The organism is Kitasatospora sp. NPDC004240, from assembly GCF_053603215.1.
The window spans coordinates 1-24,850 of record NZ_JBSGFD010000134.1 but is presented as its reverse complement, the minus strand read 5'-3'; the positions used below and the strand labels follow the sequence as shown (position 1 = coordinate 24,850).

The window sequence follows — 24,850 nt, the reverse complement described above, 5'->3', positions numbered from 1 at the left end:
GCGCCCCCCCCCCACCGCCGTCGCCGAGGAGATCGCCGACCACGCCCGCCCCGGCGCCGGGCCCCGCGAGCGCATCCTCGACGTCTTCGACTACCTCGCCGACTGGTTCGCCCGGCCCGGCTTCCGCGGCTGCGCCTTCATCAACTCCTACGGCGAACTCGGCGGTGTCTCACCGGACGTCGCCGAGCTGGTGCGGGCCCACAAGCGGGCGCTGAACGGGCACTTCGCGCTGCTGGTGGCCGCCCTCGACGGTCCTCCGGTGCTGGCCGCGCAGCTCGGCCTGCTCGCCAACGGCGCGATGGCCACCGCCGGCATCCTCGGCGGCACCGAACCGGCCGCCCAGGCCCGCGCCGCCGCCGAGGTGCTGCTCGACGCGGCGCTCCTGGGCACCGAGGAGCCGGCGAAGGCCGGCTGATCCTGCACGCTCCGGCGACAGCCCGCCGCTCACCCGGGCGGCAGCTCGACCACAGTTCGAAATCAGCAGCCGAGGCCATGCAGGTCGTCATCGCACAGGCCGGTCCGGCAGCACACGGGCAGCCAGTCGGCCGCGATCTCCCGAACACGTTGCAGGCGGGTCCTGTCGGGCTCCAGCACCGTCAGGATCTCGAAGGCGGTGCCGGCGGCCCTGAGGGACCGATTCGACATCACTTCCTCATAGAGCAGCCAGAGGCCTTGCACGGCAAGGCCTTGGCACAGTTCCGGAAGATCGAGTCCGCGCCGAGCGGACTCCCGATCCGTGCCCTCGCCTGCCACCAGGCAATGCAGGAGATCGAGAAACCACTCACGAACTGTCGGAGCGACATCGTCCGCGAGCGCCGCCAGAGCGACCGACGTCACTGCCGGAGCGGGCTCCCACAGGACCACCGGAGACCAGACATGCTCTTCGAGGCTGACATGGCGCAGTTCCTGCTGGGATCCCCCACCCACAACCTCCATCAGATCATGGGCCAGGTGTTCTGCCGGGCCGCCGCACCCGCACAGCATGCTCTTCCAGTCCTGCCGGGCCATCTCCATCTCGACCAGTCGCATAGCTCCCACACCATAGACGGCGCTCAAGAAGCGCGGCGGCACGCAGGTGCTGTCAAAGCTCGGGTTCTGGTCCAACTTCTGGGACCAGAACCCCTACAAGTGAACAGAGCCAGGACAACGACTCCCCGCCGCCGTGGTACGCCTACGTGACCTACGGCAGCGGCTGCTGACGGTCAAGCTCTGCCGGGCGTGAGCACCTGTCATCGCGTGCCCACGCCCGGCACCACCACCGACCTCGTTCAGAGCGGGGATGACCGCCCTTACCCTGCCGGACCGGCCCCGAGGACCTGGCGGGACGCCCGCCCCTACTCCTCGGGGACCTCCACGATCACCAGGGTGCCCCGGCTGCCCGGCCGGACGGCGTGGTGCGTGCCGGCCGCCACCCAGTACATCTCGCCCGGGCCGACCGTCACCTCCGCACCGTCCACGGTCAGCTCCAGCCGGCCCTCGACCACGAACAGCACCTCCGTCATCGCATGGACCTCGTTCGCCACCGGCTCCCCGTCCATGCGCAGCACCTTCACACCGGCCGTGCCCACCTGCCCCAGCAGCCGCGAGTTCCACGACGTCGGCAGCGCGGACGCCGCCTCGAACACGTTGACCAGACTCATGGCATGCCCCTTCAACGGGCAGCCCCTGCCGGGGAAGGCGCGGCGCCCGCAGCGCGATCAATGGATACCGGGACGCTATCCGAGCCGGGACGACAGTTGGTCGACCGTTTGGTAAAACCTCCCGCGACCCCCGGCCCACCGCCCGAGCGTGCGCGACCACCTCGCCGCCCGCGAATCGGGCGGGGGGAAGCGGAACCGGCGAGCGTGCTCCGGGTGTCCCCTCAACCGGTGGTCATGTGACTGACGGTCACACACCACGCCTCGCCGGGAGGGAGCCCGCTTCCTGCGCGAGGTGAGGCCGAGGGCACCCGCGAAGGAGATCCGATGATCGGTGGCATGCTGTTCCTTCTGGGCTGTGGGCTGACCGTCGTCGTGTCGGTCGTCATGGCGGCGCGCGGCACCCGCAAGGCCGTACGGGCCACGCGGGTGGGCGCGGGGATCAAGGGGCTGGCGCAGCAGCCGGGCTGGCGTCTGCACGCCGCCCCGAAGTCGCCGCGTTGGGAGGGCCACCTGGCGCATTTCCCCTGGCTGACCGCCCGGACCCATGCCGGCGAGACGGCGAGCGGGCCGCTCACGCCGACCGGGCCGCTGACCGGCGCGGAGGCGACGGTCTCGATCCTGATCAGGCAGCTGGACCGCGACGTGGACATCTGGCTGGCCGTCTGCGCCGAGCTGGCCCGGCCGATGGCGCGGGCCACACTGGAGCGCGACTGGAGCAGCGCGGTGCAGCGGATCCGGTGGCCGCAGGGCCTGGTCTACGGGCCGCGCGGCCAGGACACCGCGGGCCTGGAGGAGGCGCTGCTGCGTGGGGGGCTGGAGGAGCGGCTGCTGGCCGTCGGGGCGCCGGTGGTGTCCTTCCTCGACACCGAGGTGTGCCTGCTGTGGCACCCGGTCCCCGACGGTCGGGCGCTGGGGGCGCTGACCGCGGCGGTGGCGGACCTGCTGCCCGAGCTGGTGCGCGCGGCCGCCGTTCAGGACGACCCGGCCGACGGGCCGGGTGCCGGGCCCGCTGACGGCCCGGATCAGGCCCCGAAGGCCTGAGTCCACCGCCCGGCCCACCGTCGCCCACCCGCGGTCGGCCTCAGGCCTCGCCGCCCGCCGCCCACCGCCCGCCCCGGGCGTGCGGCACGGCCTCGGGCCTCATCGCTTGGTGCCGTCCACGATGACGGGCGTGCCGCCCGTGAGCCGTCCGGCAGCGGGCTCTCGAAGTTGGTGTCCACCTCCTCGGCGCCGTACTCGTCGAGGGCCCGCGCGACGTCGAGCGGTCCGCCGAGGCGGAAGGGGATCGGCTGCCCGGCGTCGGGATGGTACGCGCCCGGGCCTTCGACGTGCAGTTCCCGGCCGGTGTCGTCGGGACGGTACAGCCCGTCCCGGAACGGCGTCTCCCCGGCCCGCCGGAGTTCCTCGACCAGTCCCATGTCCGGTCACCCTACGGGACGGCCGGGCGGGTGCCGCTCATGTGTGCAGCGCCCCGGCGGCCTCCCGCCGCTCGCGGTCGGTCGTGATCCGGGCGCGTTCCTGGAGGCCGCTCAGGGCGTCGGGTGCGAGGCCGGTGCGGGCGGCCGCCGTCCAGCGGGCCAGGAGCACGGCGGTCTGGTCGTGGAGGCGGATGCGGCCGTCGGGGTCGGCCGGTGTGCCGCCCCGGAGCCACGTGGTGGCCAGGTGTCCGGCGGGATCGGCGGTGAAGTCCGGCACGGGGCCGTCCGCCGGTGTGGTCAGCCGGTGCAGCACGTCGTCCTGCCAACCGCGGCCGGAGGATTCGGAGCGGGTGCGCAGCACGTCGTCGGCGATCCCGTCGAACACCCCGGCCGGCGCGGCGGAGCGGACCAGTGCGTCGATGATCGCGGCCTGGGCCGGTTGCGGTCCGACGGCGGCGATGCCGGCCGCGCCCTGCCGGAGGTCGGCGGCCCGCAGGACGGCGTAGGCCGCCGGGTCCTCCGCGAGGCCGCGCAGGGCGACGGTCAACCGGTCCTTGTGCACGGCGAAGTGGACGCCCTGCCCGTCCTGCCAGGCGTCGGCGTCGGCGCCGTCGTGCGCGGTGTAGACGTCGTTGATCCCGGTCAGCACGGCGTGGGTGTCGGCGGCGTAGTCGGCGAGGGCCTCGGCGAGCGGGACGCGGACCGCGGGGTGGACCCGGTGGTCCTTGCCGTCGGCCAGGGCGAGCACGACGGAGCGCATGGCCCGCGCCTGCGCGAGGCTGTGGACGCCGGGCCGCTCCCCGGTGGTGGCCCGGCGCAGGCCGTCGGCCAGTTCACCGCAGGGCAGGTCGGCGCGCCAGCCCGCGCCGAGCACCGTGCGGACCCGTTCGTCGCCCCGCAGACCGGCACAGTCCCGGTCGGCGTCGTCGCGGTCGAGCGCCCACCAGAGCCCCGCCCCCACCACGGCCACCACCAGGGCGACGATGACGGCCGCGGTGCGGACGGGGACCCGGGTGGTGGCCCTCCGACGTGCCGTTGTCGGTGTTCTCATGTCCATCGCCCCCTGGTCGGATCCCATTGCCGGCGGAGCACGGCTGATACAACGCCACGACGGCCACCCCCGGCCCGAGAACGATCACGCCGCCCCCGTCGATCACTTCCGACCGAGTATCCCGCGCCTGATCTCCGCCCCCGTGTCCGCCCCCGTCACGGGTGTCGGCGAAGGGCGGGGCACGGTGATGCGTCGCGGCCGCTCACTCCGCCCGGCCGCTGCGGTCGCGCCGACGCCACCCCGCCCGGTGGCAGCTCAACGCTTCACCGGTGGCCCTGGGCGTGCACGGCTCCGTCGATCTTAAGTATCGTCAATTATCGTTCTATTACATGAAGTTGGCTCCTATTGCAATCTTTGGACGTGCTTGTGCGCGAACCGTCGGCGGCCGGGCCATCATCGACCGAACCCGCGGCGTCCGGCGGTTCTGCCGGTCGCCGCTGACGGCCTGCGCGGGTGGGGAGCCATGGATCGCGAAGAACTGCACCGGAGCCTCAGTGACAGCGTGGTGACCCAGGTGTCGCCCGACGAGATGAAGAACAAGTCCTTCTATGCGCTGAACTACGCCAGGTACGCCGGGCGTCGGAGCTACTACAGGACCCGGCCGGCTGCGGTCGCGAAGGCGCGGGGCGGCGGCATCAACGGCTTCGACCCGGGTGGCACGGCCGAGGCGGTCGGTGTGGTGGCGCCCTACGTGTGGGTGGTGGTCGACACGGTGCTGGACCATCTGCTCGGTGAGGCGGGCCAGTCCCTGGGCTCGCGGATCTGGGCCCGGATCACCCGTAGGCGCCCGGAGGCCGAGCCCGCCTGCGTGCCCCCGCTGACGCCGGACCTCGTCAAGAGCGTGGAGGACGCCGTCCGAGACCGCACCCCGGGCCTGGATCCCAAGGCGGCGGACGCGATCGCCCTCGCGGTCGTCAAGGAGATCCTGGCCTGGCAGGAGGGCGGCGCTTCCGGGCCGACGGCGCAACCCGGCGAGGTGGACGACGCCGACGAGGGGGAGCGGTGACCGCCGAGCCGGTCGGGGTGCCGACGGCCACCACCGGCCGTTTCCTGGTGATGGCTGCCGCTTCGCTCGGCAGCTCGTCGTTCGTCTACCGGTTGGTGCTGGCGAAGAGCAGCTTTTCCCCTGCTCTGGCCGTGCTGGTGGGCCCCGCGGCTCTGCTGGTGATGACCGTCCTGATCTACTTCGTGCGGCCCGCCTGGCAGCGGCGCGGCGCCAAGGACCCTGACGCGGTGCGGAACGAGGACGAGCCCCTCATGGCGGCCCGGGTGGCCGACATCGCCGATGAGCTCGGCCTGCCCGAGTGCCCGAGGGTCATGATCAGTGACAAGACCACCGCGTATGCCTTCGGCCGATACCGGAGCTACACGGTGGTGCTCGGACAGCTGCCGACCGGCGCTTTCTCCGCACAGCGTGATCTCCTGCTGTTCGACGGACTCGTGCGACACGAGCTCCACCACATCCGTAACCGCGACGCCGACACGGCCGGGCTGGCGATCAGCATGGCGGTGGCCTTCGGCCTGGTGGTGATGGCCCCGCACGCCGTACTGGTCGGCGCCGAGGACATCGGGTCGTATCTGCGCGCGGACGTGTGGCGACTGCTTGCGTTCGCCGCCGTCGTCCTCGGCATGCTCGCGGGCGTGCAGCAGGCCCGCGAGTTGCACGCCGACGTCGGCTCGGGAATTCCCGAGGACGCACTGAGCGGGTTGGAGGCCAGGCGGCTCCGCCTCTTCCACCCACGTCCGAAGACCCGCCTGGATGCCCTCAAGGGCACGTACCAGATCGACCGGATCAGCCCGTGGCTGGGCGCGGTCACCGGTGTGGCCGCCGGTCTCGCCGCACGCCCGGTCGGTGACGCGGTCGAACTGCTCGCCGGAGAGAGCGCGTCGGTGGCGGTACAGGCGTTCCCCGGCGGTGTCGTCATCGGCCTGGTCATCGCAGCCGTCATCGGGCCCGCCATGTGGCGGGCGGCCTCGCACGGCACCGGTGGCCAGTGGTGGTTCTGGCTGGAGGGCCTGACCATCGGCGCAGGCGTTCTGGTCGGGACGGAACTGACGCTGGAGCAGCCGCTCCTCCTGGAGGCCCTGTTCGGTGACCGGCTGCTCGTAGTGGAGATCGGCGCCGTCGCGATGCTTGCCGCACTGCAGGCGTTGCTGTGCCGGTGGCTGGCGGCCACCGCCCCGGCCTGGCTGGACGGCACCCGGTTCCGCAGCCGGGGGCACCTGGTCGGCGCCGTGCTCACCGTGCTGGTCCCGACCATCGCCCTGTGGACGTACTTCAGCTGGATCCACCGTATGCTGTCCGGCTCCCCGATCTTCTACGACAGTGTGCAAGTGGTCCTGCTCGGGCATGGGGCACCTTCCGATCCGGGGCTGCTCGACCAGCTCACGCTGTTCCTGGTCGCCCTGTACGACGCCCTCTTCGTCGAATCGGCAGCGCTGTCCCCGGCCGGTATCGGGGGTGTGCTCTGCCTGCTCGTCCCGCTGGCCCTGGGACATCTCCGTGGCGGCGCGCTGTGGTGGTGCGTCGCCCAGGTCGCCGCCGGCGGATCGGTGGTGTTTCTACTCTCTTTGCCCTTCCTGGCACGTCTGCTCGCCGATGTGATCTCCAAGGCCGACAACGACGGGCGTCTCTCGGGGACGGCCTGGCCCACGCTGGCCCTGTGGGACCTGCCCCTCGCCGTCCTGGGCATCGCGGTGGGCGCCGTCGTGGCCGCCCGCGCGGCACGGGCGGACCTGAGGTGGCCCACGCTGGGCGGGATGAGCGGGGCGGTCCTCTGCGGACTGGTCACCTTCTCCGCCTCCGTCGTCTACTGGTGGCCGATGCCGGTCGCGTTCTTCGGGATGACCGCTACCGCGGCGCTGATTGCCGCGCCATTGCTGTGCCTCCCGGTCGCGGTGTTCCTCGGTCGCCCCAGCGGCCGCATCCGCACGGAAGCGGTGACCGAGGATCAGGAGGGTGCTCGGCCGCGCATCCGCCGGCGTACGACCGCCGCCATCGGCACGGTGAGTGTGCTCATGGTGGTGGGGAGCTTCCACCTCGCACCACGGCTCGTCCGTGTCACACCTCCGCTGTCGGAGGATCAGAAGACGACGCGGTGCGTGACCGGACAGTGGGCGGCCGAGATGGTCTCGGACACCGTCAGGATCGCGGGCGAGAAGGGCGTCGTGAGCGGTGGCGAGGGCATCACCTGGGCGTTCGGCACGGACGGCCACTACGTCCGGAACACGCACTCCGCCGGGTTCGACGTCCTCTGGCGCTCGAAGGGCCTCCGCATGGTCTACGAGGGCGTCACCGAGGGGGACTGGCGTGTGCAGGACGGTGAGCTCCTGCTCAACATCACCCGGACCGACGAGGTCCGTACCCTGTACATCACGCCGGACCGGCCGTTGGACGACCGGGTGCGCCTGCGGACAACTGTGGAACCTGCGCACTTCTCCGTGCTCTGCGGGAGCCCGGTCATGCGGCTCGGGCTCGGCGATGCCACCGAGATGCTGTTCAAGGCCACGTCCTGAGCGGATGTGACCGGAGGGAGCCCCTACGACGTCGTGACGCGGATGCTCCGGGAGGGCGTGGACGAGGTGGTACGGACCGCCTCGTCCACGCCCTCCCGGCCCCGGGGCCGGGTCAGGCGCGCCGGGTGAGGGTCATGACCTTGGAGCCGGGTTCGTCGGGGTCGGAGAGGTCGAGGCGGACGGTGTCCCGGTCGGTGCTCACACCGAGGGCCCGGACGGGGCGGCCGGAGCGGCCGCGCCGAACGGTGTAGTCGGTGGACAGCGCGGCGGCGGCGTCCTTGGAGACCCCCGGCAGGAACAACTGGTCGTCCTCGCCGTCCATGACGATGGTCAGGCCGTCCTTGTCCAGGTCCCACCGGCCGGTCATCTCGTCCCCGTCGGCGGACCAGGTGCCGTCGGGGCGGATCGTGAAGACCGCCACCCGCCGGCCGTTCGTGCGGGCCTCCCAGTCGCCCGAGGCGTACTCCCGCAGGGCCCGCGACCTGGGCCCGCCGCCGGAGCCCCCGCAGGCGGCCGCCGCTGCCGCCAGCGCGCCCACCGCCAGGCAGCGCAGTGCCTGCCGGCGGCCCATCAGCCGTACCACGTCACGCGTTCTCATCGAAGTCCCCCTTCGCCGAGCCCTGTTGTGGCCATGACGCAGAGGTGATTACCCGTCAGGTGCGCGCACCAACCGTCCGTCAGGAGCCCGGGTGGCCGCCGGGGGTGTGGCCGAAGGTGCGGCGGAAGACGTCGATGAACGCGCTGGCGGAGGCCCAGCCGCAGCGGTGGGCGACGGTGGTCACCGGGACGCCCTCGGCGAGCAGGACCAGGGCGTGGTGGAGCCGGAGTTGGGTGCGCCACTGCGGGAACGTCATGCCGAGGTCGGCGCGGAACAGTCGGGACAGGGTGCGGTCGCTCGCGCCGGCCGCGCGGCCGAGTTCGACGAGGGTGCGGCCGTCGGCCGGGTCCTCGTGCAGCAGGTCGCAGACCCGGCGCAGCAGGGGCGCGGCCGGGGTGGGCAGGTGGAGGGGCTGCTGGGGCGAGGCGCGCAGCTGGTCGAGCAGGACGGCGCGTAGCCGCGCCCGTTCGGGGCCGTCGTCGTCGGGGGTGCGGGTGTAGGCGACGATCAGTTCACGCAGCAGCGGGCTGACGGCGAGCACGGTGGGTGTGGCCAGGCCGAGCGGGTTCTCGGTCGCGGGCAGCCCGACCAGGTGCAGTTCGAGCTCGCCGTGGGCCTGGTGGGCGTGCACGGTACCGGCGGGCACCCAGAGGGCGCGGGTGGCCGGGGCGATCCACGAGCCCGCGTCGGTGGTGACGGCCAGGACGCCGCGGCCGGCGTACGCGATCTGGTGGTCGTCGTGGCGGTGGGCGTCGATCCCGTCGCCGGAGGCCAGCCGCTGGGCGCGGGTCGGGGCGACCGGGGTGTGGCGGATTCTCGGCATCGTCCGTCAGTTTATCGGAAGCTCGACAGGCGGCCCGGCCCGCAGGATGGCCCGGTGCGAAGGAAAACCTCGATCACCCTGCTCTCCGTCGGGCACGCCTGCGTCGACGTCCACCAGGGCGCCGTCGCCGCCCTGGTCCCCTACTTCGTCGCCGAGCGCGCCTACGGCTACGCGGCCGCCTCCGGCGTCGTGCTGGCCGCCTCCGTGCTGTCCTCGGTGGCGCAGCCGCTGTTCGGCGCGCTCACCGACCGGCGGGCGGTGCCCTGGCTGCTGCCGGTCAGCACCCTGCTGGCCGGCGTCGGCATCGCCTTGAGCGGGGTCGGCGACTCGTACGGGCCCACCCTGGCGTTCATGGCGCTGTCCGGGGTCGGCGTGGCCGCGTACCACCCCGAGTCGGCGCGGGTCGCCCGGCTGGCGGCCGGGGGCAGCCACAGCGCGATGGGCTGGTTCTCGCTGGGCGGCAACCTCGGCTTCGCGCTGGCCCCGCCGCTGGTCGCCACGGTCGTGGCCGCCGGGGGTCTGCGGCTGACCCCGCTGCTGGCGCTGCCGGCCCTCGCCGGAGCCGCGCTCTGCCTGCCCGTCCTGCGCGCGGCCGGGCGGACGGGTTCCGCCGGGGCCGGGAGGACGGCGCCGGCGGGCGGTGACGACCGGGCCTCGTTCGTGAAGCTGTCGCTGGCCGTGGTGTGCCGCTCGGTCGTCTTCATCGGCCTGAGCACCTTCGTCTCGCTGTACGCCGAGCAGCGGTTGCCCGGTGTCCCGGTGGCGGGGACGGCGGCCCTGTTCGTGCTGTACCTCGGGGGCGCGGTCGGCTCGGTGCTGGGCGGCGCGCTGGCCGACCGCCGGGGCAGGGTCGCCGTCTGCCGCTGGTCGTACCTGGTCACGGTCGGCGCGGTGGCGGGCGTGGTGTTCGTGCCGGGCCCGGCCCTGTACTTCTTCCTGGCGCTGACCTCGGCGGGCCTGTACGTGCCCTTCTCGCTCCAGGTCACGCTGGGCCAGGACTACCTGCCCTCGCGGATCGGCACCGCGAGCGGGATCACCCTCGGCCTGACGGTCAGCGTCGGCGGCCTGGCGAGCCCGCTCGTCGGCGCCCTCGCCGACGCGAGCTCGCTGCGGACGGCGCTCGCGCCGCTGATCCTGATGCCCGCGCTGAGCTGGCTGCTGTTCCGGACGCTGCCCGAGCCGGGTGCGCCGAGGGTGAGGGCCACCGATCGGGTGCCCGCCCGCACCTGACGCTCCGGCGTCGACGCCCACCTGCTGGGCCGGTCGCCTCGGCTCACCCCTCCCGCCCGCCGGAAATCGCCGAGCCCGCGGTGGTCGCGGTGTGGCAGCATGCCGGCCATGTCCCTTGCGCACCCCGACGGCGAGTACGCGGTCACCGAGATGTACTCCGTCCCCGACGACGCCTTGTACCTGGAGCTGGACCGGGTCGGGGACCAGCGGATGCTGGTGACCGCGATCGTGCCGGACGAGGACCCGGCGCGGGAGCCGACGGTCTGCTTCCACTCCGAGGCCCCGCACCAGGAGATCCCGTACGAGGTCATGCGCTGGTTCATGGACCTGGTCGACGAGGAGATCCTCACCACCCGGGCCTGGATGCGGCTGCGGCCCGAGCTGGTCACCGTCATCCACCGGCTGCGGCAGGAGTACCTGGGGCTCATCGGCGACGAGGACTTCCCCGAGGTGCTCGGGCAACTGCGGGCCGAGGTTCCGGAGGAGGATCTCCCCGCCGTCCTGGAGGCGTCCTTCGGGCGCAGGCCCGACGGCTCGTTCGTGAACTAGGGCGGCCTGGGAAAGTGATGGGGCTCACAGCGTCCACGAAATTGTTGGACGGCTACGGATGTTGATCACGTCATGACTCAAGGACCAGCGCCTCGCCCACTGTCCGACGAAGCCCTCTCCGATCTGCTCGGCAAGCAGCAGTTCGGCACGCTTGCCACCGTCAAGCGCACTGGCCATCCCCACCTGACCACCATGGTGTACAGCTGGGACTCCGAGGCCCGCATCGTGCGGTTCTCAACGACGGTTGATCGCATCAAGGTCGGGCACCTGCGGCGCGATCCGCGTGCTTCCCTGCATGTGCAGGGCGGCGACGTGTGGTCGTTCGCCGTGGCCGAAGGCGAGGCCGAGGTCTCGGAGATCACGACGGTTCCTGGTGATGCGGTTGGTCGGGAACTGCTCGGAATGATCCCGCAGGCTGCGAAGCCGGAGGACGAAGACGCGTTTCTGGAGCAGTTGGTTGCCGAGCGCCGAGTGGTCATTCGATTGAAGGTGGGCCGGCTGTACGGAACAGCACTCGACATCAACGGCTAGGACGAATCAGGTCCGTGCTGGTCACGGCCACTCGTTGATGGCTGCGACCGGCACGGTCGCGTGATGACGGACGGCGAGCCGGGCGGCGTCGTGCCTCACAGCCTCCGCACGCGCAGCACGGCGGTCAGCATCGGGAGGGTGAACTCGCCCTGCGCGGTCTCCGGCCGGCCCGCGAGGTAGGTGCGGATGAGACCGCGCCGGGCTTCCTGCTCCTGCTCCGGCATGACGAGCATCCCCGCGCGCGTCGCGAGGGTGGAGACGAGGGAATCGGCGGTGCGGCGCTGTCCGTGCGCGAACTCGGCCTGCTCCGGCGAGCCGAACCGGGCGGGCGCGTCGGTCCTCGGAAGGTGCATGCCGGCCGTCGCGGCGCGCCAACCGGCGGGCGTGTCACGCGGGCCGACGGCCTCGCTCCCGCTGACCCGCGCGAGCCCGTCCACCCACGCGACCCGGTCGTCCAGGACGTTCCACAGGCCGGCCAGGACGCCGCCGGGCGCGAGGACCCGGGCGATCTCGGGGCCCGCGACGGCCATGTCGAACCAGTGCATGGCGTTGCCGGCCAGCACGGCGTCGACCGACCCGTCCGGCAGCGGGATCGACTCCGCGCTGCCCCGCAGCGCGCGGACGGCGGGCAGCCCGCGGCGCAGTTCGGCCAGCATCGCCGGGTCGGGTTCGACCGCGACGACCTCGGCGCCCGAGGCGGCCAGCGTGGCGGTGAGCTTGCCGGTCCCGGCACCGAGGTCGAGGACGCGCGGGCCGGGCGCGGGCTCGAGCGCCCAGCGCACCGCGTCCTGCGCGTAGTCCGGGCGGTGCTCGGCGTAGGCGACCGCGGCCGAGCCGAACGACGAGGCGTGGAGTAACCGTTCGTTGTGATCCATGCGGTGACGTTACCCCGGTCACCGGCTATCGGACACCCCGTCGCGCCACATCGACCGCGGGTCCGGGTGCGGCACCGGCCGCGCCGTCACGCGACCGCTCCGCGTGCCCGCCGATGGTCGGGGGCGGCCATCGGCGGTCCCCGGCGGACGACATCTGTTGTCCGATCAGTTCTGCCTCGGTCATGGGTGGTTAACGATTCCGACCGGACGGGGTCGGTTTCCGGCCAGTCGCTCGCCGACGGACGGAGGCGGCGGCGCGGGGGTGCGCGGCGGGGGAGCGGAACGAGGGTGGTCCGCCCAACTGCCGGGCGGCCACCCCCAGGGCCCTTGCGCGGCAACGCATGTGGGCCCGATGGTGTCCCTGTCTTCCATGGTGGAGTCCACGACGCCCAGGGGCCCGGCACGGTGGCCGGATTCAGCGTTGATGTGAGGGTGTCATCGCGGACGCCCACACGGCAACCACTTCCTGGACGAACCCGCATCAATCCGAGCCGGATCATGGCCCTGGCCTGGGGACTTCGTGTGATTTCCCGACGAGGTGAAGTGCCCGGCCCGCCCTGGAATCGGACAGGCGCGCATCAAAGGCCGTGGAGGGCGAACACGGATTCGTCCCCGATCGGTGGCCGGTGAGAGGATCACCTCCACGCCGACGGTCGGGGACGGCAATCCCCTTCCGGAGAAGGCGTGTTGGTGGAGTCCTGCAGATCACACCGGACGACTGATCCGCGTGCGCTGCACGAACCGCGCGGCCCGTGCCCCCGATGTGGCCATGGGCCGTGCTCCTCACGACGCAAGGAGAAACCCATGCGCGCATGGCTGCGCCGCCGTACCACCCGCCCCTACCCGGGGACCGGACGCCGCGAACCGGGCGCCACCCGCTGTGAACCGGGCGCCACCCGCCCCGACCGGGACGCCCGCCGGAGCCTGCCGCCCGCCGCGGCCTCCGTACCCGGCCCGCCGCCGCGCCCCGCGGGCCGCCGCCCGTACGGCCGGACCGGTGGCCCGTACGGCGGGGAGGTGGTGATCGTGGTGGTCATCACGGTCCTCGCCGCCGCCCTCGCGGCCCTCGGGCTGCCCCTGTACGGCGTCCTCGACCTGCTGGGCGGAGCCGTCCTGCTGGGCTGCCGTGCGGTACAGGGCCTGCGCACCACCCGTACGGCGGGCCGGGCCTGACCGACCATGGGACGGCGTGAGAGCGTCGTTGCCGCCAGGACGAGGCAGCTGGAATCGCTGGCGCTGTGGCTGCGCGAGCAGCGCCGGCGTTCCGGCCTCACCTACGCGGCAATGGCCGAGACGACCCGCTACCACCCCACCATGCTCTCCCGCGCCGCCGGCGGCGGGCAGGTGCCCTCGCTGCGACTGGTGGAGGAGTTCGCCACCGCCTGCGGCGCCGATCTCGTCCGGGCCCGCCAGCTGTGGCGGGCGGCCCGGCTGGCCGAGCACAACCACCGCCGCCGCACCGCCCAGCAGCACGACCACGGGTTCGGCGACCTGCGCAGCGTCATGGCCGACTACTTCGACACCGAGGCCGCGGCGCACCCCGACGTCATCGAGGACTTCGCGCAGCTGCGCCGGGCCCTGGTGGAGTTACGGGCCCGGCACGGGCAGCCCTCGCTGCGCGAGCTGGAGAAGCGGGCGGGGCGGCGCGGGGACGGCGCCCCGGTGCTGCCCAGGAGCACCCTGAGCGCCGTGCTGCGCGGGCGCGCGGTACCGGGACGGCGGCACGTGGCGGCCCTGGTGCGCGCGCTCGGGGTGTCCGCGACGCTGACGGCGGCGTGGGCCGGGGCGTGGGAGCGGGCCAGCCACAACCGGACCCGTCCGGAGAAGCCCCGCCCGCAGCGCCCGCTGCGGCTGCTCCCGGCGCCCCGGCCGCTGCCGGACGACCTGGTGGCCGACCTCGCCCCGGAGGAGGACGACGAGATGCCGGTGCTGGTGCGGGACATCCGCTACCTGCGCCACCACTTCCTGGCCTCCGCGGACAGCCGGCGCGGGTTCGTCCTGCCGCCCGGCCCGATGACGCCCTACCCGCCGTCGGGGCGCACCAGCGCGGGCCTGCCCATCCGGGTGCCGCGGCGCTACCGGCGGCTGCCCCCGCCACCCCTGCCCCGCAGAACCTGACGCGGCCCCCGGGCCGCCCCCGGTGCCGCCCCGCGAGGACGACGCGGGGCGGCACCCCGACCGCTCATTCCCGCGCCCACGACCCACGACGCACCCCGACGACTCGGGAACCGCCCATGCCCACGACCCCGCCAGCCCTCTCCGCACCGCTGCGGCCCCGCCGCCCGGGCGCCGCCTTCCGCGACCCCGCCCTGCGGGCGCTCCACGACCTCCACCACGACGGGTACCTGCGCTACGCACACCTGCTGCTGCCCGCCGCCGACGCCCACCGCGCGGTCGCGGCCGCCTTCGACGACCTCGCCGCCTCCTGGCCCCGGGTGCTGGCCGCCCGCAGCCCGGCCGCCTGCGCCTGGCAGACCGTACGCCGCCGGGTCGGCGAGCTGGCCGGGGCGGGCCCGCTGCGACCGGTCGCCCATCTGAGCGGGCCGCAGCAGGACGTGCTCGTCCTGCACCTGGTCCTCGACCTGCCCCAGACCGCGGTGGCCGCCCTCACCGGGACCGATCCCGCCTCCGTCCACGCCCACCTGCGGGCCCTCGCCGGCGGCAGGACGGCTGCCGGGACATCCGGGTGACTCCGGGCCGGGTGACTCCGGGCCGGGCGGCCCGGGCACCGGCGAGGGACCCCTGGCGTCGGGCCGGGCCGGCGGTGCCGGGAGGGCCGGGGCCGTGCTCCCGACGACCGACGGTCGGCCGAAACGCGACGTCGGCCCCCGGGGCCGCGGACCGGAGTACCGGATGCGGGCCCCGAGGGCCGACGTCGTTGCACGGTCCCCGCGAACTGCCGGGAGCCGTCAGGTGGTTCGGGCGAGCGTCAGGCGAGCTGGGTCAGCACCGGCTCGTCCGAGCCGAGCGAGGCGACCGCCGCCGGGGAGAGCGCGCTCGTCCAGGTCTGGACGTCGCTGATCCGCCCGGGGAAGGTGTTCCCGTTCTTGGCCGAGCCGATGGTCAGCGGGCCGCTGGAGGCCCACGGGGTCGAGTTGACCGCCGTGGCCGCGAGCTTGCCGTTGACGTACAGGCTCATGGTGCTGCTGGACGCGTCGTAGGTGGCGACCAGGTGGGTCCAGGTGTTGAGCGCCGGCGGGGTGTTCGCGAACGCCGCCGGGTAGGAGGCGGGGCCGGTGGAGTCGCTGGACGGGGAGACGAACGTCCACGCGTTGAACGCCTTCGAGTACTGCAGGTAGAAGGCGCTGACGCTGTCGCCCGACTGGCCCACGACGGTCGCGTAGTCGCCCGTCCCGGTCAGGTAGGCCCAGGCCGAGACGGAGTAGCTCCGGCTCGTGTCGACGACCGGTCCGGCGGTGACGGCCAGCCCGTCGGCGGCGCCGGTCAGGCTGAGCACCGTGCCGCGGCGGGCGTCGGCGACGAAGGCGGCCGAGCCGGACACCGTCAGGTTGTTGGCCGGACGGATGGCGTTGCTCGCGTTGGTGAGCTTCCACCGGTCGGTGGGCCGGTGGACGCTGCCGAGCGGAAGCGGGTCGCCGAACTGGGCGGTGTCGCCGGCCAGTGCGGTGGCGGCGGTGGCCGGCAGCGCGGACGGGATGATCACCACGTCGCTGACCGCGCCCTTGGCGTACTGGCCGAAGCCGCCGCCGGGCATCACCCGGCGGCCGAGCTGGACCGGTCCGGTGGCGTTCCAGTTGGTCCCGCTGAAGGCCCCGTCGGCGGCCGGCAGGCCGTTGACGTAGAGCTGGAACTGCTTGCTGCCGGCGTCGTAGACCCCGGTCAGGTGGGTCCAGGTGTTGAGCCTGGGGCTGAGTGCGCCGGCGGTCGGGCCGTAGACGGCGCTGAAGTTGTCGGCGGCCCCGTCGTCGACCGAGCGGCCGAAGGCGAAGGCGCGGGCCCCGGCCGAGTAGTACAGCTGGAGGCCGGCGCCGTTGCCGCCGCCCTGGCTGACGAACACGCCGGTGTTGGTGAGGTCGCCGGGCTTGACCCAGGCGGAGACGGTGTAGCTCTTGGTGGTGTCGACCGAGCCGGTGGCGCTGGCCGCGTAGCCGGTGCCGCCGGGCAGGTTGAGGACCTTGCCCCGGACCGGGTCGGTGCCGAACGCGGCTCCGCCGGCCGGGGTGAGGGTGTTGTCGCGCCGGCTGTCGGTGCCGTCGGCGAGCTTCCAGCGGTCGGTGGCCCGGGCGGCCGGGACCTGCGTGCCGGGGATCCGGGTGATGTCGCCGCCGGCGGAGGTCGCGTACAGGTCCGGGTTGCCGTCACCGTCGACGTCGCCCGGGGAGCCCACGGTGGGCGAGAGCCGGTCGCCGGCGCCGAGTGCGAGGACGGTTTGGGCGCTCGGCAGTGCCTTCCCGGCCGTGGTGGCCGCCCAGATCTGCTCGGCGTGGTCGGTCAGGCAGTCCCAGAGGATCAGCTGGGTCTTGGGGGTGTTGGACGCCGCGGGGTCGGCGAGGCAGCGCCCGGACTGCGGGTTGAGCAGCGAGCCGGCGAACGGGCCGGGTATCCACTTCTGGGCACCGGTGTTGTTGCAGTCCCACATCTGGACCGCGGAGCCGTTGCCCAGGCCGCTCTGGCTCACGTCGAGGCACTTGCCCAGCAGATGGATGGTGCCGTCGCCGCCGAGGGTGGCGGTCTGGGCGTCGCTGCCGTTGCAGCTGTACATCTGGGCCGGGGTGCCGTTGGCGGTGGACGACCCGTTGACGTCCAGGCACATGTTCTTGCCGGCGGTGTCGAGGACGCCGGACACCAGCGGGGCGCGGGTGGGCGCCGTGATCCGGGTGGTCGGCCGGCCGTTGGCGTCGAAGGTCAGCGGGTAGCTGGCGACGGCGCCGGTGGCGTTGTCGCGGGCCCACAGAGTGGGGACGCCGTTGACGGTGCCGGGGGCGATCAGGGTGGTCTTCGACCAGTCGCCGGTGCCGATCTTCACACCGGCGGCGAGGTAGCAGCCGGCCTGGTAGGTGCCCGAGTAGTACCAGAGCTCCTTGTTGTCGACCGTCACCAGGTCGGGCACGTCGGCGAGTTGGGCGAGCTTTCCGGGCGCCACGAGCTGGCTGACCCGGTTCCAGGTGCCGTCCGAGCCCGCGGCGGGGCAGCCCGTGGAGGACTTGATCGGGACGACGTTCTGGGTGAGCGTGAAGTTGCCGGTGGTGCCGCCCGGCGTGTTGGCGTCGTTCTGGTACAGGTACAGCTGGTGCGTCGACTTGTTGAAGGCAAACAGGTCGTCGGCCATCGCCCCGGTGAGGGTGCCGCGGTGGGCGACCAGGTAGTTGTTCCAGCCGGTGCCGTCCGGGCTCGTGGCCGGGGTCGAGATGGTCCGGGCCGCCTCGGGGGTGTTGCCGCCCGGGACCAGGACCAGGTTGCCGTCGGTCGTGGTGGCCGCGAGGTCCGGGACGCCGTCGCCGTCGAGGTCGCCGGCCGCCACCTTGGCCTTGGGGTTGAACGGGGCGAAGAAGCTGTACTGGGCGACCGTACCCTGGGTGTTGCCGGCCTTGTCGACGGCACGGACGAACAGGGTGTGGGTGCCCCACTGGGCACTGCTCACGCTGATCGGGATGTCGGCGGTCGCGGTGCCGTCGGCGGACTGGACGGCCGGGACGGACGGGCCGCCGCTCGGGATGTTGGCGTCCAGCGAGTACTCGAACCGGTCGATTCCGCTGCTGAGGCAGGTACGGAGGGAGCAGCCGCCGGGCTTCGGGTCGTTGGAGCTGACCTTGACCTTGGCCCCGGTGTCACCGGCGTGGCCGGTGGGCACCTTGTCGCCGCCGAGTGGCGGGAAGGCCGCGTTGTCGGCCACGGTCGGGATGCCCGGCGGGGTCAGGTCGACGTTGAAGTAGCAGTACGGCGAGCTGGGGCCGGTGAGGGTGCCGTCGGTGGCGACCATGTTCCAGCCGTACTGGTGGCCGTCCTCGACGGTGAAGCCGATGCTGTCGTAGACGGTGCCCCAGTTGCTCACCCAGGCGCTCCACGGCCAGGACCTGGAGGCGGGGTTGCCGCCGCCGTCGTTGGTCATGTTGTCCCAGACGTGGGCCATGGCCTGCAGGTTGACGCCGCTCATCTTGGTGGACAGGCGGGCGTTCAGGGTGACGTCGGAGGAGGTGCCGGTGGTGCCGGTGTTGCCGATCCAGCCGATGCCGGTGCCGTCGCAGCCGTTGCCGTCCGGGTTGTGCGGCTGCGGGCTGACGCTGATCATGTCGGGCGCGTTGGGCGCGATGTCGAACACCGTGACCACGTACGGGTTGGTGGCGAACCGCATGAAGTCGTTGTTGCTCGACGACTTGGTCTCGTTGCCGTAGATGCCGACGGTCCAGTTGCTGTTGTGACCGACGAGCTTCTGCATCTGGCCGGTCACCGTGAAGACGGCCTCGTGGTTGCCGCAGTGGTTGGAGATGTTGGAGCTCTTCGGGTACTGCGTGCCACCGAGCCAGCCGTCGCCGGTCACCCAGGGCTGATCGCTCCAGCGGGTCCAGCTCTTGAGCTCGCTGACGGTGGCCAGCGACACCGGCGCGGTGTGCTGGCAGTCCCAGGACGCACCGTAGGTCTCGGTGATGTGGAACTCCGACTTGGAGACCACCATGTCACTGGTCAGGTTGCTGGTGTCGATCTGGTAGAAGGACCGGTACAGGCCCTGGCAGTCGTTCCAGTGCTGGTATCCGGCGCCCTGGCCGTTGTCCTGCGGAGTGTCATAGGCCACCAGCTCCGGACAGCCCTCGCGGACCGTGGCGTAGTGGCTGGTGCCGTTGGTCACCGGGCTGACCGAGGGGTCGATGTACAGCGGCCAGGCGGTGTCCGGGCCGGTGAGCAGTCCGGCGTCGGGGGTCAGGGTCAGTACGCCCTCCCCGGCCGTCACGGCGATCGGCTTGAGCTTGGCGCCGGTGCCGGGCTCGCGCTCGGTGGACCGGGTCGGCGTGGGCGCGCGCTCGGCGGGCGCCTCGTCGTCGCGGGCGGCGCCGTTGGCGGCCCGCTTCTGGGCCGGGGTCCGGACGGGCTGTGCCGCGGCCACCCCCGCGGTGGTCGAGGAGTCCCACATGACGGGGGCGGGGGCGGCGAACGCCGTCCTCCCGTCCTCGGCCTTCGCGGTGACGGATCCGTCCGGGCCGGCGGCGACGGTCAGCCCCTCGCTGGTGGCGACGGCGAGGCGCAGGGATGCCAGCGCCGGGTTGGCGGCGGCCGCGGCGTTGCGCACGACCAGGACCTCGCGCAGGCCGCCCTGGTCGTCGGCGATCACCTTCAGGTCGACGTCGGGCAGGACGTTGCCGTAGGTCGCGGTGTCGCCCGCGACGGCCGGGGCCGGCAGGGCGACCGGGAACGTGACGGAGAGCCGTCGGCCCCCGGCGTCGGTCAGCGTGGCCAGCGGGCCGGTGCCGCCGCCGGACAGGGCCAGCCCGGACGGGGTGGCCTTCGGCGAGACGGTGCCGTCGCCGTTGCGCCCCAGAGTCGCGTCGACGCCCGCCCAGCCGCCGTTCCGCTTCACCCGGGCCGGGCGTACGTGGCTGGTCAGGGTGAAGGTGCCGTCGGCGTTGGCCACGGTCTGCGAGGTCTCGGAGGTCAGCTCCTCGACCGCGACCGGCTTGCCGTCCTTCTTCGCCCGGTCGGAGGCCGCCTTCATCGGCGTGGCCTGGGCGGCCGGCGCGGCGGGCCGGTCCTCGGCCAGGGCCGGTCCGGCGGTGCCGAATATCAGGCCGGCGACCGCCGCTGTCAGTGCGAGCCGGCGGGCCGGCGCTCGCGTCCCTCTGAACGGGACGCGTGTGATTTCCCCCACGAAAAGATTCCTTCGAGTGCGTCTGGTGCCCGCCGAACCGTTCCGGGGATTTCAACCCCCTTCGCGGGCAGTGGATTTGGCCAATTCTCTGTTCGTCGACCGACCGTCCCGCGCTGTTGCCGGCGGGACCGGTGTGGATGAGGTGAACAGTGTGCCCGTCGCGGAAGGGTATTGCCGGTGTTGCGTGCGTGGCAATACCGTTCGCCCTGGTCGGAGCCGGGGGCGGCCGACGTCCTGTTGACGTTTCATCAGGTTTCGACCATTCAAAAAACGTACATAGGGGGATGATTCGCGAGGTCCGCGAAAATACGTTGGTCCCGCACTGCCCAGGGGGAGGGGGTGGGTGAGGCGGGGGTCGGTCGCGGTGCGCAGCCACGTCTACGAGGGCAGCCGGGCCGGCCGGTGCTGTTCCGGCGGACGTGGTGCCATGCGTGCCGCCGGATGTGCAGCGGCCCGAGGCCGTCGGTGCGGGTTGGTCGCATTCGCCGACTCCGTCCGCGCCGATGCCTGACCCCGCTCACCGGGGCCTGGCCCCCGGCCCGGGACACCGGGCCGGGGGAGCGGACGGTCAGGGGTTCAGCGCCGACCAGCGCCAGACCCCGCCGACCCGGACGTAGAGCCGCTTGTTCGCGGTGTCGACCGCCATCGTGCCGTCCAGCGGGGGGTGGGTGAAGTCGGCGTCGGTGACCGGGTGGGCGACCAGGCGCAGCGGCGGGTTGGGGTGGTTGGCGGTCGGGATGGTCCCGCTGGCCTGGCCGCCGGTGGTGCCGTAGGAGTTCTCCACGAGGAAGTCGCCGGTGCTGGACGCCTCGTAGTAGAGGTGGGTGCCGGTGGGCCGGGTGCCGTAGGCGCCGACCACGTCGCGCAGGACGGCGGTCGAGCCGGGACCGGAGTAGAGGTCGACGCCGGCGTTGACGGTCGCCGTCGTCCGGTTGGCGATGAGCACGTGCTCCAGCGCGCTGTGGCTGGCGGCCCACGCGATGATGTTCTGCGCCTTGGTGTAGCCGGGGGCGAAGCCGCCCGCGAAGGCGTAGATGTTGGCGGCGTAGACGTGCTTGCAGGAGGCGTCGGTCTTCAGGTGCGGGCCGCCGCGCATGGCGGAGGTCTCGAACTTGCAGTCCGTCAGGTAGATGCCGTTGGGGTTGTTCAGCCCGGCGGCCTGCTCGCCCTTGGTGATCCAGAGCGCGCCGGTGCCGAAGTTCTCCCAGCGGCAGCCGATGAAGTGGATCTGGTTGACGTTGTCCGGGCTGTGGCCGTACGCGCCGACGGTGGCCGAGGAGGCGTTGCGCAGCCACACGTTGGGCTGGGTGGTGCTGTCGGCGGCGCCGGTGCAGGATTCGACGACCAGGTTGTAGAACCGCGAGTCCCAGAACTCGACGGCGTCCACGCACAGGTCGTTGTTGCTGGTCATGAAGACGTCGCGGACGTAGGTGTTGTCGTTGTAGTACAGCTCCAGCAGCAGGCCGGACTTCCCGTTGCCGTTGAGGCCGAGGTCCTCGATCGCGCAGTAGCGCACATGGGTGGCGCCGGAGAGGTCGCTGCCGGGTCCGGACATCCGCAGCAGGATCCCGTTGCCGCCCTTGACCAGCGTGGACGCCTTGCTGCCCGCGCCGACCAGGCGCACCCCGTTGCCGGTCACGGCCAGCGCCGGGGCGCTGCCGGACGGCACGACCAGGTACGTGCCGCGCGGGAAGTAGACCGTCCCGCCCTTGGCCGCCGCGGCGGTGATCGCCGCCTGCACGGCCGCCGTGTCGTCCGTGCCGCCGTCGCCCTTCGCGCCGTACAGCGTCACGTCGAACCAGTCCGGCCCGCCGGTCGCCGCCGACGCCGTCCCCGCCGAGGCGCCCACCGCGACACCGGTCAGCCCGGCGACCGCCCCCGTCAGCAACGCCCTTCGCCGCGTGCTCCCGCCACCCTGATCCCCCGTCGTCACCACGATGCCGTTCCCCTCCCGTACGCCGTATGACGCCGTGTCACCGGCGCCCCGATCGTAGCGGCGGCCCCTGACACACCCTCGGCCGGTGTCGCCTCCCCGGGCCGGGCGGGCGGCGGACCCATAATCGCCCGGTGGACACCGACACCGATCTCGTCCGGGGCCGTGCGTGCTGCGCGGCCGAGGCCTGGCGGGAGGCCTACGAGCGGCTGGGCGCGGCCGACGCGGACACACCGCTGGGCGCCGAGGACGTGGAGCTGCTGGCGAGGTCCGCCTACATGCTCGGGCGGGACGAGGAGTACGCGGCCGGGCTGGAACGCGCCCACGCCCGGTGGTTGGACGCCGGGGAGGTGCCCCGGGCCGTCCGCTGCGCGTTCTGGATCGGCCACAGCCTGCTGTTCCGCGGCCACGGTGTCCTCGCCAGCGGGTGGTTCGAGCGCGGTGAGCGGCTGCTGCGGGCCGACGGGCGGGAATGCGTGGAGCGCGGGTACCTGCTCATCCCCGACTGGCTCGGCCGGATGGGCGGCGGCGACTGGGCGGGCGGCCATGCGCTGGCGGTGGAGGCCGCGGCGATCGGCGAGCGCTTCGGTGACGGCGACCTGGTGTGGCTGGCCCGCGACGAGCAGGCGCGGGCACTGGTCAACCTCGGCCGCGTCCGCGAGGGCCTGCGACTGGTGGACGAGACGCTGGTGGTCGTCGAATCCGGCGCGCTGTCACCCGTCGTCAGCGGGATCGTGTACTGCAACACCATCGCGTTCTGCCGCGACCTGTTCGACCTGCGCCACGGGCGCGCCTGGACGGACGCCCTGACCCGCTGGTGCGAACGCCGGCCGCAGATGGTCGCCCACAACGGCCTCTGCCAGGTCCACCGGGCGGAGGTCCTGCAGTACGGCGGCGCGTGGCCGGACGCGCTCGACGCGGCCCGCCGGGCGTCCGAGCGCTACACCCAGGGCGTGCTGAACGGGATCGCCCGCGGGCAGGCGTACTACCGCCAGGGCGAGATCCACCGGCTGCGCGGCCGGTCGGCCGCGGCGGAGGACGCCTACCGGGAGGCCGACCGCCACGGATTCGACCCGCAGCCCGGGTACGCGCTGCTGCGCCTCGCGCAGGGCGACCCCGGGGCCGCGGCGGCGACGATCCGCCGGGCGGTGGCCGAGCGCACCGGCGAGCTGGACCGGGCGGCGCTGCTGCCGGCGTACGTCGAGATCGTCCTGGCCGCGGCCGGCGGCGGGGACCTCGTCGAGGACGCCGCGGCGGCGGCCCGGCAGCTCGACGCCATCGCGGAGCACCGGGAGAACGAGCTGCTGCGCGCGTCCGCGGCGTACGGCGCCGCCGCCGTGGCGACCGCGGAGGGTGACGTGGCGGCCGCCCTCACCGCGGCGCGACGGGCGTGGCGCGGCTGGCAGGAGCTGGAGGCGCCGTACGAGGCCGCGCGGGCCCGCGTCCTGGTGGCACTCGCCTGCCGCGCGCTCGGCGACGAGGACACCTGCGTCCTGGAGCTCCGGGCGGCCCGGGCGGTGTTCGCCGAACTCGGCGCCGGGCCGGACCTCGCCCGCGCCGACGCCCTCGTCGGACGGCCCGGCGCCGGCCCCGACACGATCGCCCACGCCCTCTCGCCCCGCGAGCTGGAGGTCCTGCGCCAGGTGGCCGCCGGCGCGAGCAACCGGCGGATCGCCACCGAGCTGGGGATCAGCGAGCACACGGTCGCCCGCCACCTGCAGAACATCTTCGCCAAGCTGGACGTCTCCTCCCGGACGGCGGCGAGCACCTTCGCCCTGGAACACGGTCTGCTCTGATCCCGACCGGTCAGGAATGACCATCCCGGGCGGTGGCCGTGTGGTGGATCCGGTCGATGCGGCGGATGCCCGTACGGCCCTAGCGTCGAAGCATCCGGACGAGCACGAACCAGGAGGATCCGCCATGTACGTCGTGGTCCAGCACACCATCCTGAACCCGGCCACCGCCTTCCCCCGCGGCCAGGCCCTGATGAACGGCACCGGCGCCCCCGACGGCACCCGGGTGCTGCAGTTCTACCCGCACGTCGACGGCTCCGCCGTGACCTGCCTCTGGGAGACCCGGTCCGTCGAGGACGTCCAGCGCCTCGTCGACACCGTCCTCGGCGACTCCAGCGTCAACCGCTGCTACGAGGTCGACCCGGACCAGGCCTTCGCCGACCGCCCCCTCGGCCTCCCGCCGTCCCCGGCCCCGGTCACCCACCAGCCCGCCTCCGCCTGACCGCCGCCGTCCGACCGCATGCGCCCGGCCACCGCGGGCCCGACCGGCTCCGCCGGCGTGCACGGCCCGGCCCGCGGTGGCCGGGCCGGAAATTCCTCGGAAGAATTTCCGCGCGGGCGTCGAAACGGCGGCGCCCCGTTCGACGCAGGGGTGAGAGGCGGGGAGAGGCCCCGCCCGCACCGAGGAGGAGTGAGCCACCATGCCGCGGTTCATGACGCTGATCCGTATCGACGAGCAGGACGGCCCCGGGCAGGCCGAGCCCGACCCCGGCTTCGAGGCGCGGATGACGGCGCTGTTCGAGGAGATCACCAAGGCCGGGGTGATGCTGGACACCGCCGGGCTGCTGCCGACCTCGGAGGGCACGCGGGTCCTCTGGGAGGGCGGCAGGCTGAGCTGGACGGACGGGCCGTTCACCGAGACCAGGGAGGTCGTGGGCGGCTACGCGCTGCTCCAGTGCAAGGACAAGGCCGAGGCGCTGGAGTGGACCCGGCGCTTCCTGTCGACCCACCCGGAGAACTGGACGGTGGGGGCCGAGGTCCGGCAGATCGACGAGGCCGCCGCGCCGCCCCGGGCCTGAGCCGGCGGCCGTCCGTTCGCGGACGGCCCGGCCGCGGTCGGACGGCACCGGGGAC

General features: G+C 73.2%; 22 protein-coding genes. 13 read left to right on the top strand and 9 right to left on the bottom strand.

Features of this window, described 5'->3' with window-relative positions; genetic code table 11:
* Nucleotides 1-415: TetR/AcrR family transcriptional regulator (locus tag ACWEQL_RS29340; RefSeq protein WP_452153356.1), on the top strand; the 415-nt coding region annotated here is incomplete at its 5' end.
* A 62-nt stretch (nucleotides 416-477) separates the two neighbouring features.
* Here the strand turns inward: ACWEQL_RS29340 and ACWEQL_RS29335 are convergent.
* Complete coding sequence (locus ACWEQL_RS29335) at nucleotides 478-1,029, bottom strand: hypothetical protein (protein WP_452153355.1); 552 nt, start codon at nucleotides 1,027-1,029, stop codon at nucleotides 478-480.
* 305 nt (nucleotides 1,030-1,334) lie between these two features.
* Complete coding sequence (locus ACWEQL_RS29330) at nucleotides 1,335-1,640, bottom strand: cupin domain-containing protein (RefSeq protein ID WP_452153354.1); 306 nt, start codon at nucleotides 1,638-1,640, stop codon at nucleotides 1,335-1,337.
* Between the two features lie 336 nt (nucleotides 1,641-1,976).
* Between ACWEQL_RS29330 and ACWEQL_RS29325 the strand changes: the two genes are divergently transcribed.
* Nucleotides 1,977-2,681, top strand: a complete 705-nt coding sequence (locus tag ACWEQL_RS29325; protein ID WP_452153353.1) for a hypothetical protein — start codon at nucleotides 1,977-1,979, stop codon at nucleotides 2,679-2,681.
* Here the strand turns inward: ACWEQL_RS29325 and ACWEQL_RS29320 are convergent.
* Both ACWEQL_RS29320 and ACWEQL_RS29315 read right to left on the bottom strand, forming a co-directional pair.
* The gene (locus ACWEQL_RS29320; RefSeq protein WP_452153352.1) at nucleotides 2,663-3,058 is read right to left on the bottom strand and encodes a hypothetical protein; all 396 of its coding nucleotides are present in this window, start codon (nucleotides 3,056-3,058) and stop codon (nucleotides 2,663-2,665) included. The genes ACWEQL_RS29325 and ACWEQL_RS29320 overlap by 19 nt on opposite strands.
* A gap of 37 nt (nucleotides 3,059-3,095) precedes the next feature.
* Nucleotides 3,096-4,109 carry a hypothetical protein gene (locus tag ACWEQL_RS29315; protein WP_452153351.1) on the bottom strand — a complete coding sequence of 338 codons (1,014 nt, stop codon included), beginning with the start codon at nucleotides 4,107-4,109 and terminating at the stop codon, nucleotides 3,096-3,098.
* A gap of 463 nt (nucleotides 4,110-4,572) precedes the next feature.
* On the opposite strand from ACWEQL_RS29315, the gene ACWEQL_RS29310 reads away from it, so the two are divergent.
* Both ACWEQL_RS29310 and ACWEQL_RS29305 read left to right on the top strand, forming a co-directional pair.
* Entirely contained in the window at nucleotides 4,573-5,115 is a 543-nt protein-coding gene (locus tag ACWEQL_RS29310; RefSeq protein WP_452153350.1) for a hypothetical protein, read from the top strand.
* Complete coding sequence (locus ACWEQL_RS29305) at nucleotides 5,112-7,625, top strand: hypothetical protein (RefSeq protein ID WP_452153349.1); 2,514 nt, start codon at nucleotides 5,112-5,114, stop codon at nucleotides 7,623-7,625. Before ACWEQL_RS29310 ends, ACWEQL_RS29305 begins: the two co-directional genes overlap by 4 nt.
* A gap of 112 nt (nucleotides 7,626-7,737) precedes the next feature.
* On the opposite strand, the gene ACWEQL_RS29300 is transcribed toward ACWEQL_RS29305, so the two are convergent.
* On the bottom strand, nucleotides 7,738-8,223 hold the full coding sequence (locus ACWEQL_RS29300) for a hypothetical protein (RefSeq protein ID WP_452153348.1): 486 nt from the start codon (nucleotides 8,221-8,223) through the stop codon (nucleotides 7,738-7,740).
* A gap of 79 nt (nucleotides 8,224-8,302) precedes the next feature.
* The gene (locus ACWEQL_RS29295) at nucleotides 8,303-9,046 is read right to left on the bottom strand and encodes an AraC family transcriptional regulator (protein ID WP_452153347.1); all 744 of its coding nucleotides are present in this window, start codon (nucleotides 9,044-9,046) and stop codon (nucleotides 8,303-8,305) included.
* Between the two features lie 54 nt (nucleotides 9,047-9,100).
* On the opposite strand from ACWEQL_RS29295, the gene ACWEQL_RS29290 reads away from it, so the two are divergent.
* From ACWEQL_RS29290 to ACWEQL_RS29280, 3 genes are all read left to right on the top strand, one after another.
* Nucleotides 9,101-10,276, top strand: coding sequence for an MFS transporter (locus ACWEQL_RS29290; protein WP_452153346.1), 1,176 nt, complete (start codon nucleotides 9,101-9,103; stop codon nucleotides 10,274-10,276).
* Nucleotides 10,277-10,384: 108 nt separating this feature from the next.
* On the top strand, nucleotides 10,385-10,825 hold the full coding sequence (locus ACWEQL_RS29285; protein WP_452153345.1) for a hypothetical protein: 441 nt from the start codon (nucleotides 10,385-10,387) through the stop codon (nucleotides 10,823-10,825).
* 72 nt (nucleotides 10,826-10,897) lie between these two features.
* Nucleotides 10,898-11,356 carry a TIGR03618 family F420-dependent PPOX class oxidoreductase gene (locus ACWEQL_RS29280; RefSeq protein ID WP_452153344.1) on the top strand — a complete coding sequence of 153 codons (459 nt, stop codon included), beginning with the start codon at nucleotides 10,898-10,900 and terminating at the stop codon, nucleotides 11,354-11,356.
* A gap of 95 nt (nucleotides 11,357-11,451) precedes the next feature.
* Here ACWEQL_RS29280 and ACWEQL_RS29275 read toward each other — a convergent pair whose 3' ends face one another.
* The gene (locus ACWEQL_RS29275; RefSeq protein WP_452153343.1) at nucleotides 11,452-12,231 is read right to left on the bottom strand and encodes a class I SAM-dependent methyltransferase; all 780 of its coding nucleotides are present in this window, start codon (nucleotides 12,229-12,231) and stop codon (nucleotides 11,452-11,454) included.
* Between the two features lie 804 nt (nucleotides 12,232-13,035).
* Here ACWEQL_RS29275 and ACWEQL_RS29270 point away from each other — a divergent pair.
* The 3 genes from ACWEQL_RS29270 (at nucleotide 13,036) to ACWEQL_RS29260 (ending at nucleotide 14,921) form a co-directional block, all read left to right on the top strand.
* Nucleotides 13,036-13,404: a hypothetical protein gene (locus ACWEQL_RS29270; RefSeq protein ID WP_452153342.1), complete on the top strand. Its 369-nt coding sequence runs from the start codon at nucleotides 13,036-13,038 to the stop codon at nucleotides 13,402-13,404.
* A gap of 6 nt (nucleotides 13,405-13,410) precedes the next feature.
* Nucleotides 13,411-14,349 (top strand): helix-turn-helix domain-containing protein, encoded by a 939-nt coding sequence (locus ACWEQL_RS29265; RefSeq protein WP_452153341.1) that lies wholly within the window; start codon nucleotides 13,411-13,413, stop codon nucleotides 14,347-14,349.
* A 116-nt stretch (nucleotides 14,350-14,465) separates the two neighbouring features.
* Nucleotides 14,466-14,921, top strand: coding sequence for a hypothetical protein (locus ACWEQL_RS29260; RefSeq protein ID WP_452153340.1), 456 nt, complete (start codon nucleotides 14,466-14,468; stop codon nucleotides 14,919-14,921).
* A gap of 239 nt (nucleotides 14,922-15,160) precedes the next feature.
* Here ACWEQL_RS29260 and ACWEQL_RS29255 read toward each other — a convergent pair whose 3' ends face one another.
* Together ACWEQL_RS29255 and ACWEQL_RS29250 are read right to left on the bottom strand one after the other, a co-directional pair.
* Nucleotides 15,161-20,050 (bottom strand): LamG-like jellyroll fold domain-containing protein, encoded by a 4,890-nt coding sequence (locus tag ACWEQL_RS29255; protein ID WP_452153339.1) that lies wholly within the window; start codon nucleotides 20,048-20,050, stop codon nucleotides 15,161-15,163.
* A gap of 568 nt (nucleotides 20,051-20,618) precedes the next feature.
* Nucleotides 20,619-21,938, bottom strand: a complete 1,320-nt coding sequence (locus ACWEQL_RS29250) for a glycosyl hydrolase family 28-related protein (protein ID WP_452153338.1) — start codon at nucleotides 21,936-21,938, stop codon at nucleotides 20,619-20,621.
* 179 nt (nucleotides 21,939-22,117) lie between these two features.
* Between ACWEQL_RS29250 and ACWEQL_RS29245 the strand changes: the two genes are divergently transcribed.
* From ACWEQL_RS29245 to ACWEQL_RS29235, 3 genes are all read left to right on the top strand, one after another.
* A complete protein-coding gene (locus tag ACWEQL_RS29245) occupies nucleotides 22,118-23,779 on the top strand; it encodes a LuxR C-terminal-related transcriptional regulator (RefSeq protein ID WP_452153337.1) in 1,662 nt (553 codons plus the stop codon).
* Nucleotides 23,780-23,903: 124 nt separating this feature from the next.
* Complete coding sequence (locus tag ACWEQL_RS29240; RefSeq protein ID WP_452153336.1) at nucleotides 23,904-24,218, top strand: hypothetical protein; 315 nt, start codon at nucleotides 23,904-23,906, stop codon at nucleotides 24,216-24,218.
* 199 nt (nucleotides 24,219-24,417) lie between these two features.
* Nucleotides 24,418-24,795: a YciI family protein gene (locus ACWEQL_RS29235; RefSeq protein ID WP_452153335.1), complete on the top strand. Its 378-nt coding sequence runs from the start codon at nucleotides 24,418-24,420 to the stop codon at nucleotides 24,793-24,795.
* Nucleotides 24,796-24,850: the final 55 nt, after the last annotated feature.

Excerpts from the sequence above, each read along its gene's own strand:
- ACWEQL_RS29315 (WP_452153351.1), bottom strand. The coding sequence starts at position 4,109 with ATGAGAACACCGACAACGGCACGTCGGAGGGCCACCACCCGGGTCCCC.
- ACWEQL_RS29320 (WP_452153352.1), bottom strand. The coding sequence starts at position 3,058 with ATGGGACTGGTCGAGGAACTCCGGCGGGCCGGGGAGACGCCGTTCCGG.
- ACWEQL_RS29235 (WP_452153335.1), top strand. The coding sequence starts at position 24,418 with ATGCCGCGGTTCATGACGCTGATCCGTATCGACGAGCAGGACGGCCCC.
- ACWEQL_RS29285 (WP_452153345.1), top strand. The coding sequence starts at position 10,385 with ATGTCCCTTGCGCACCCCGACGGCGAGTACGCGGTCACCGAGATGTAC.
- ACWEQL_RS29295 (WP_452153347.1), bottom strand. The coding sequence starts at position 9,046 with ATGCCGAGAATCCGCCACACCCCGGTCGCCCCGACCCGCGCCCAGCGG.
- ACWEQL_RS29310 (WP_452153350.1), top strand. The coding sequence starts at position 4,573 with ATGGATCGCGAAGAACTGCACCGGAGCCTCAGTGACAGCGTGGTGACC.
- ACWEQL_RS29270 (WP_452153342.1), top strand. The coding sequence starts at position 13,036 with ATGCGCGCATGGCTGCGCCGCCGTACCACCCGCCCCTACCCGGGGACC.
- ACWEQL_RS29300 (WP_452153348.1), bottom strand. The coding sequence starts at position 8,223 with ATGAGAACGCGTGACGTGGTACGGCTGATGGGCCGCCGGCAGGCACTG.
- ACWEQL_RS29325 (WP_452153353.1), top strand. The coding sequence starts at position 1,977 with ATGCTGTTCCTTCTGGGCTGTGGGCTGACCGTCGTCGTGTCGGTCGTC.
- ACWEQL_RS29240 (WP_452153336.1), top strand. The coding sequence starts at position 23,904 with ATGTACGTCGTGGTCCAGCACACCATCCTGAACCCGGCCACCGCCTTC.
- ACWEQL_RS29335 (WP_452153355.1), bottom strand. The coding sequence starts at position 1,029 with ATGCGACTGGTCGAGATGGAGATGGCCCGGCAGGACTGGAAGAGCATG.
- ACWEQL_RS29265 (WP_452153341.1), top strand. The coding sequence starts at position 13,411 with ATGGGACGGCGTGAGAGCGTCGTTGCCGCCAGGACGAGGCAGCTGGAA.
- ACWEQL_RS29330 (WP_452153354.1), bottom strand. The coding sequence starts at position 1,640 with ATGAGTCTGGTCAACGTGTTCGAGGCGGCGTCCGCGCTGCCGACGTCG.
- ACWEQL_RS29275 (WP_452153343.1), bottom strand. The coding sequence starts at position 12,231 with ATGGATCACAACGAACGGTTACTCCACGCCTCGTCGTTCGGCTCGGCC.
- ACWEQL_RS29280 (WP_452153344.1), top strand. The coding sequence starts at position 10,898 with ATGACTCAAGGACCAGCGCCTCGCCCACTGTCCGACGAAGCCCTCTCC.
- ACWEQL_RS29260 (WP_452153340.1), top strand. The coding sequence starts at position 14,466 with ATGCCCACGACCCCGCCAGCCCTCTCCGCACCGCTGCGGCCCCGCCGC.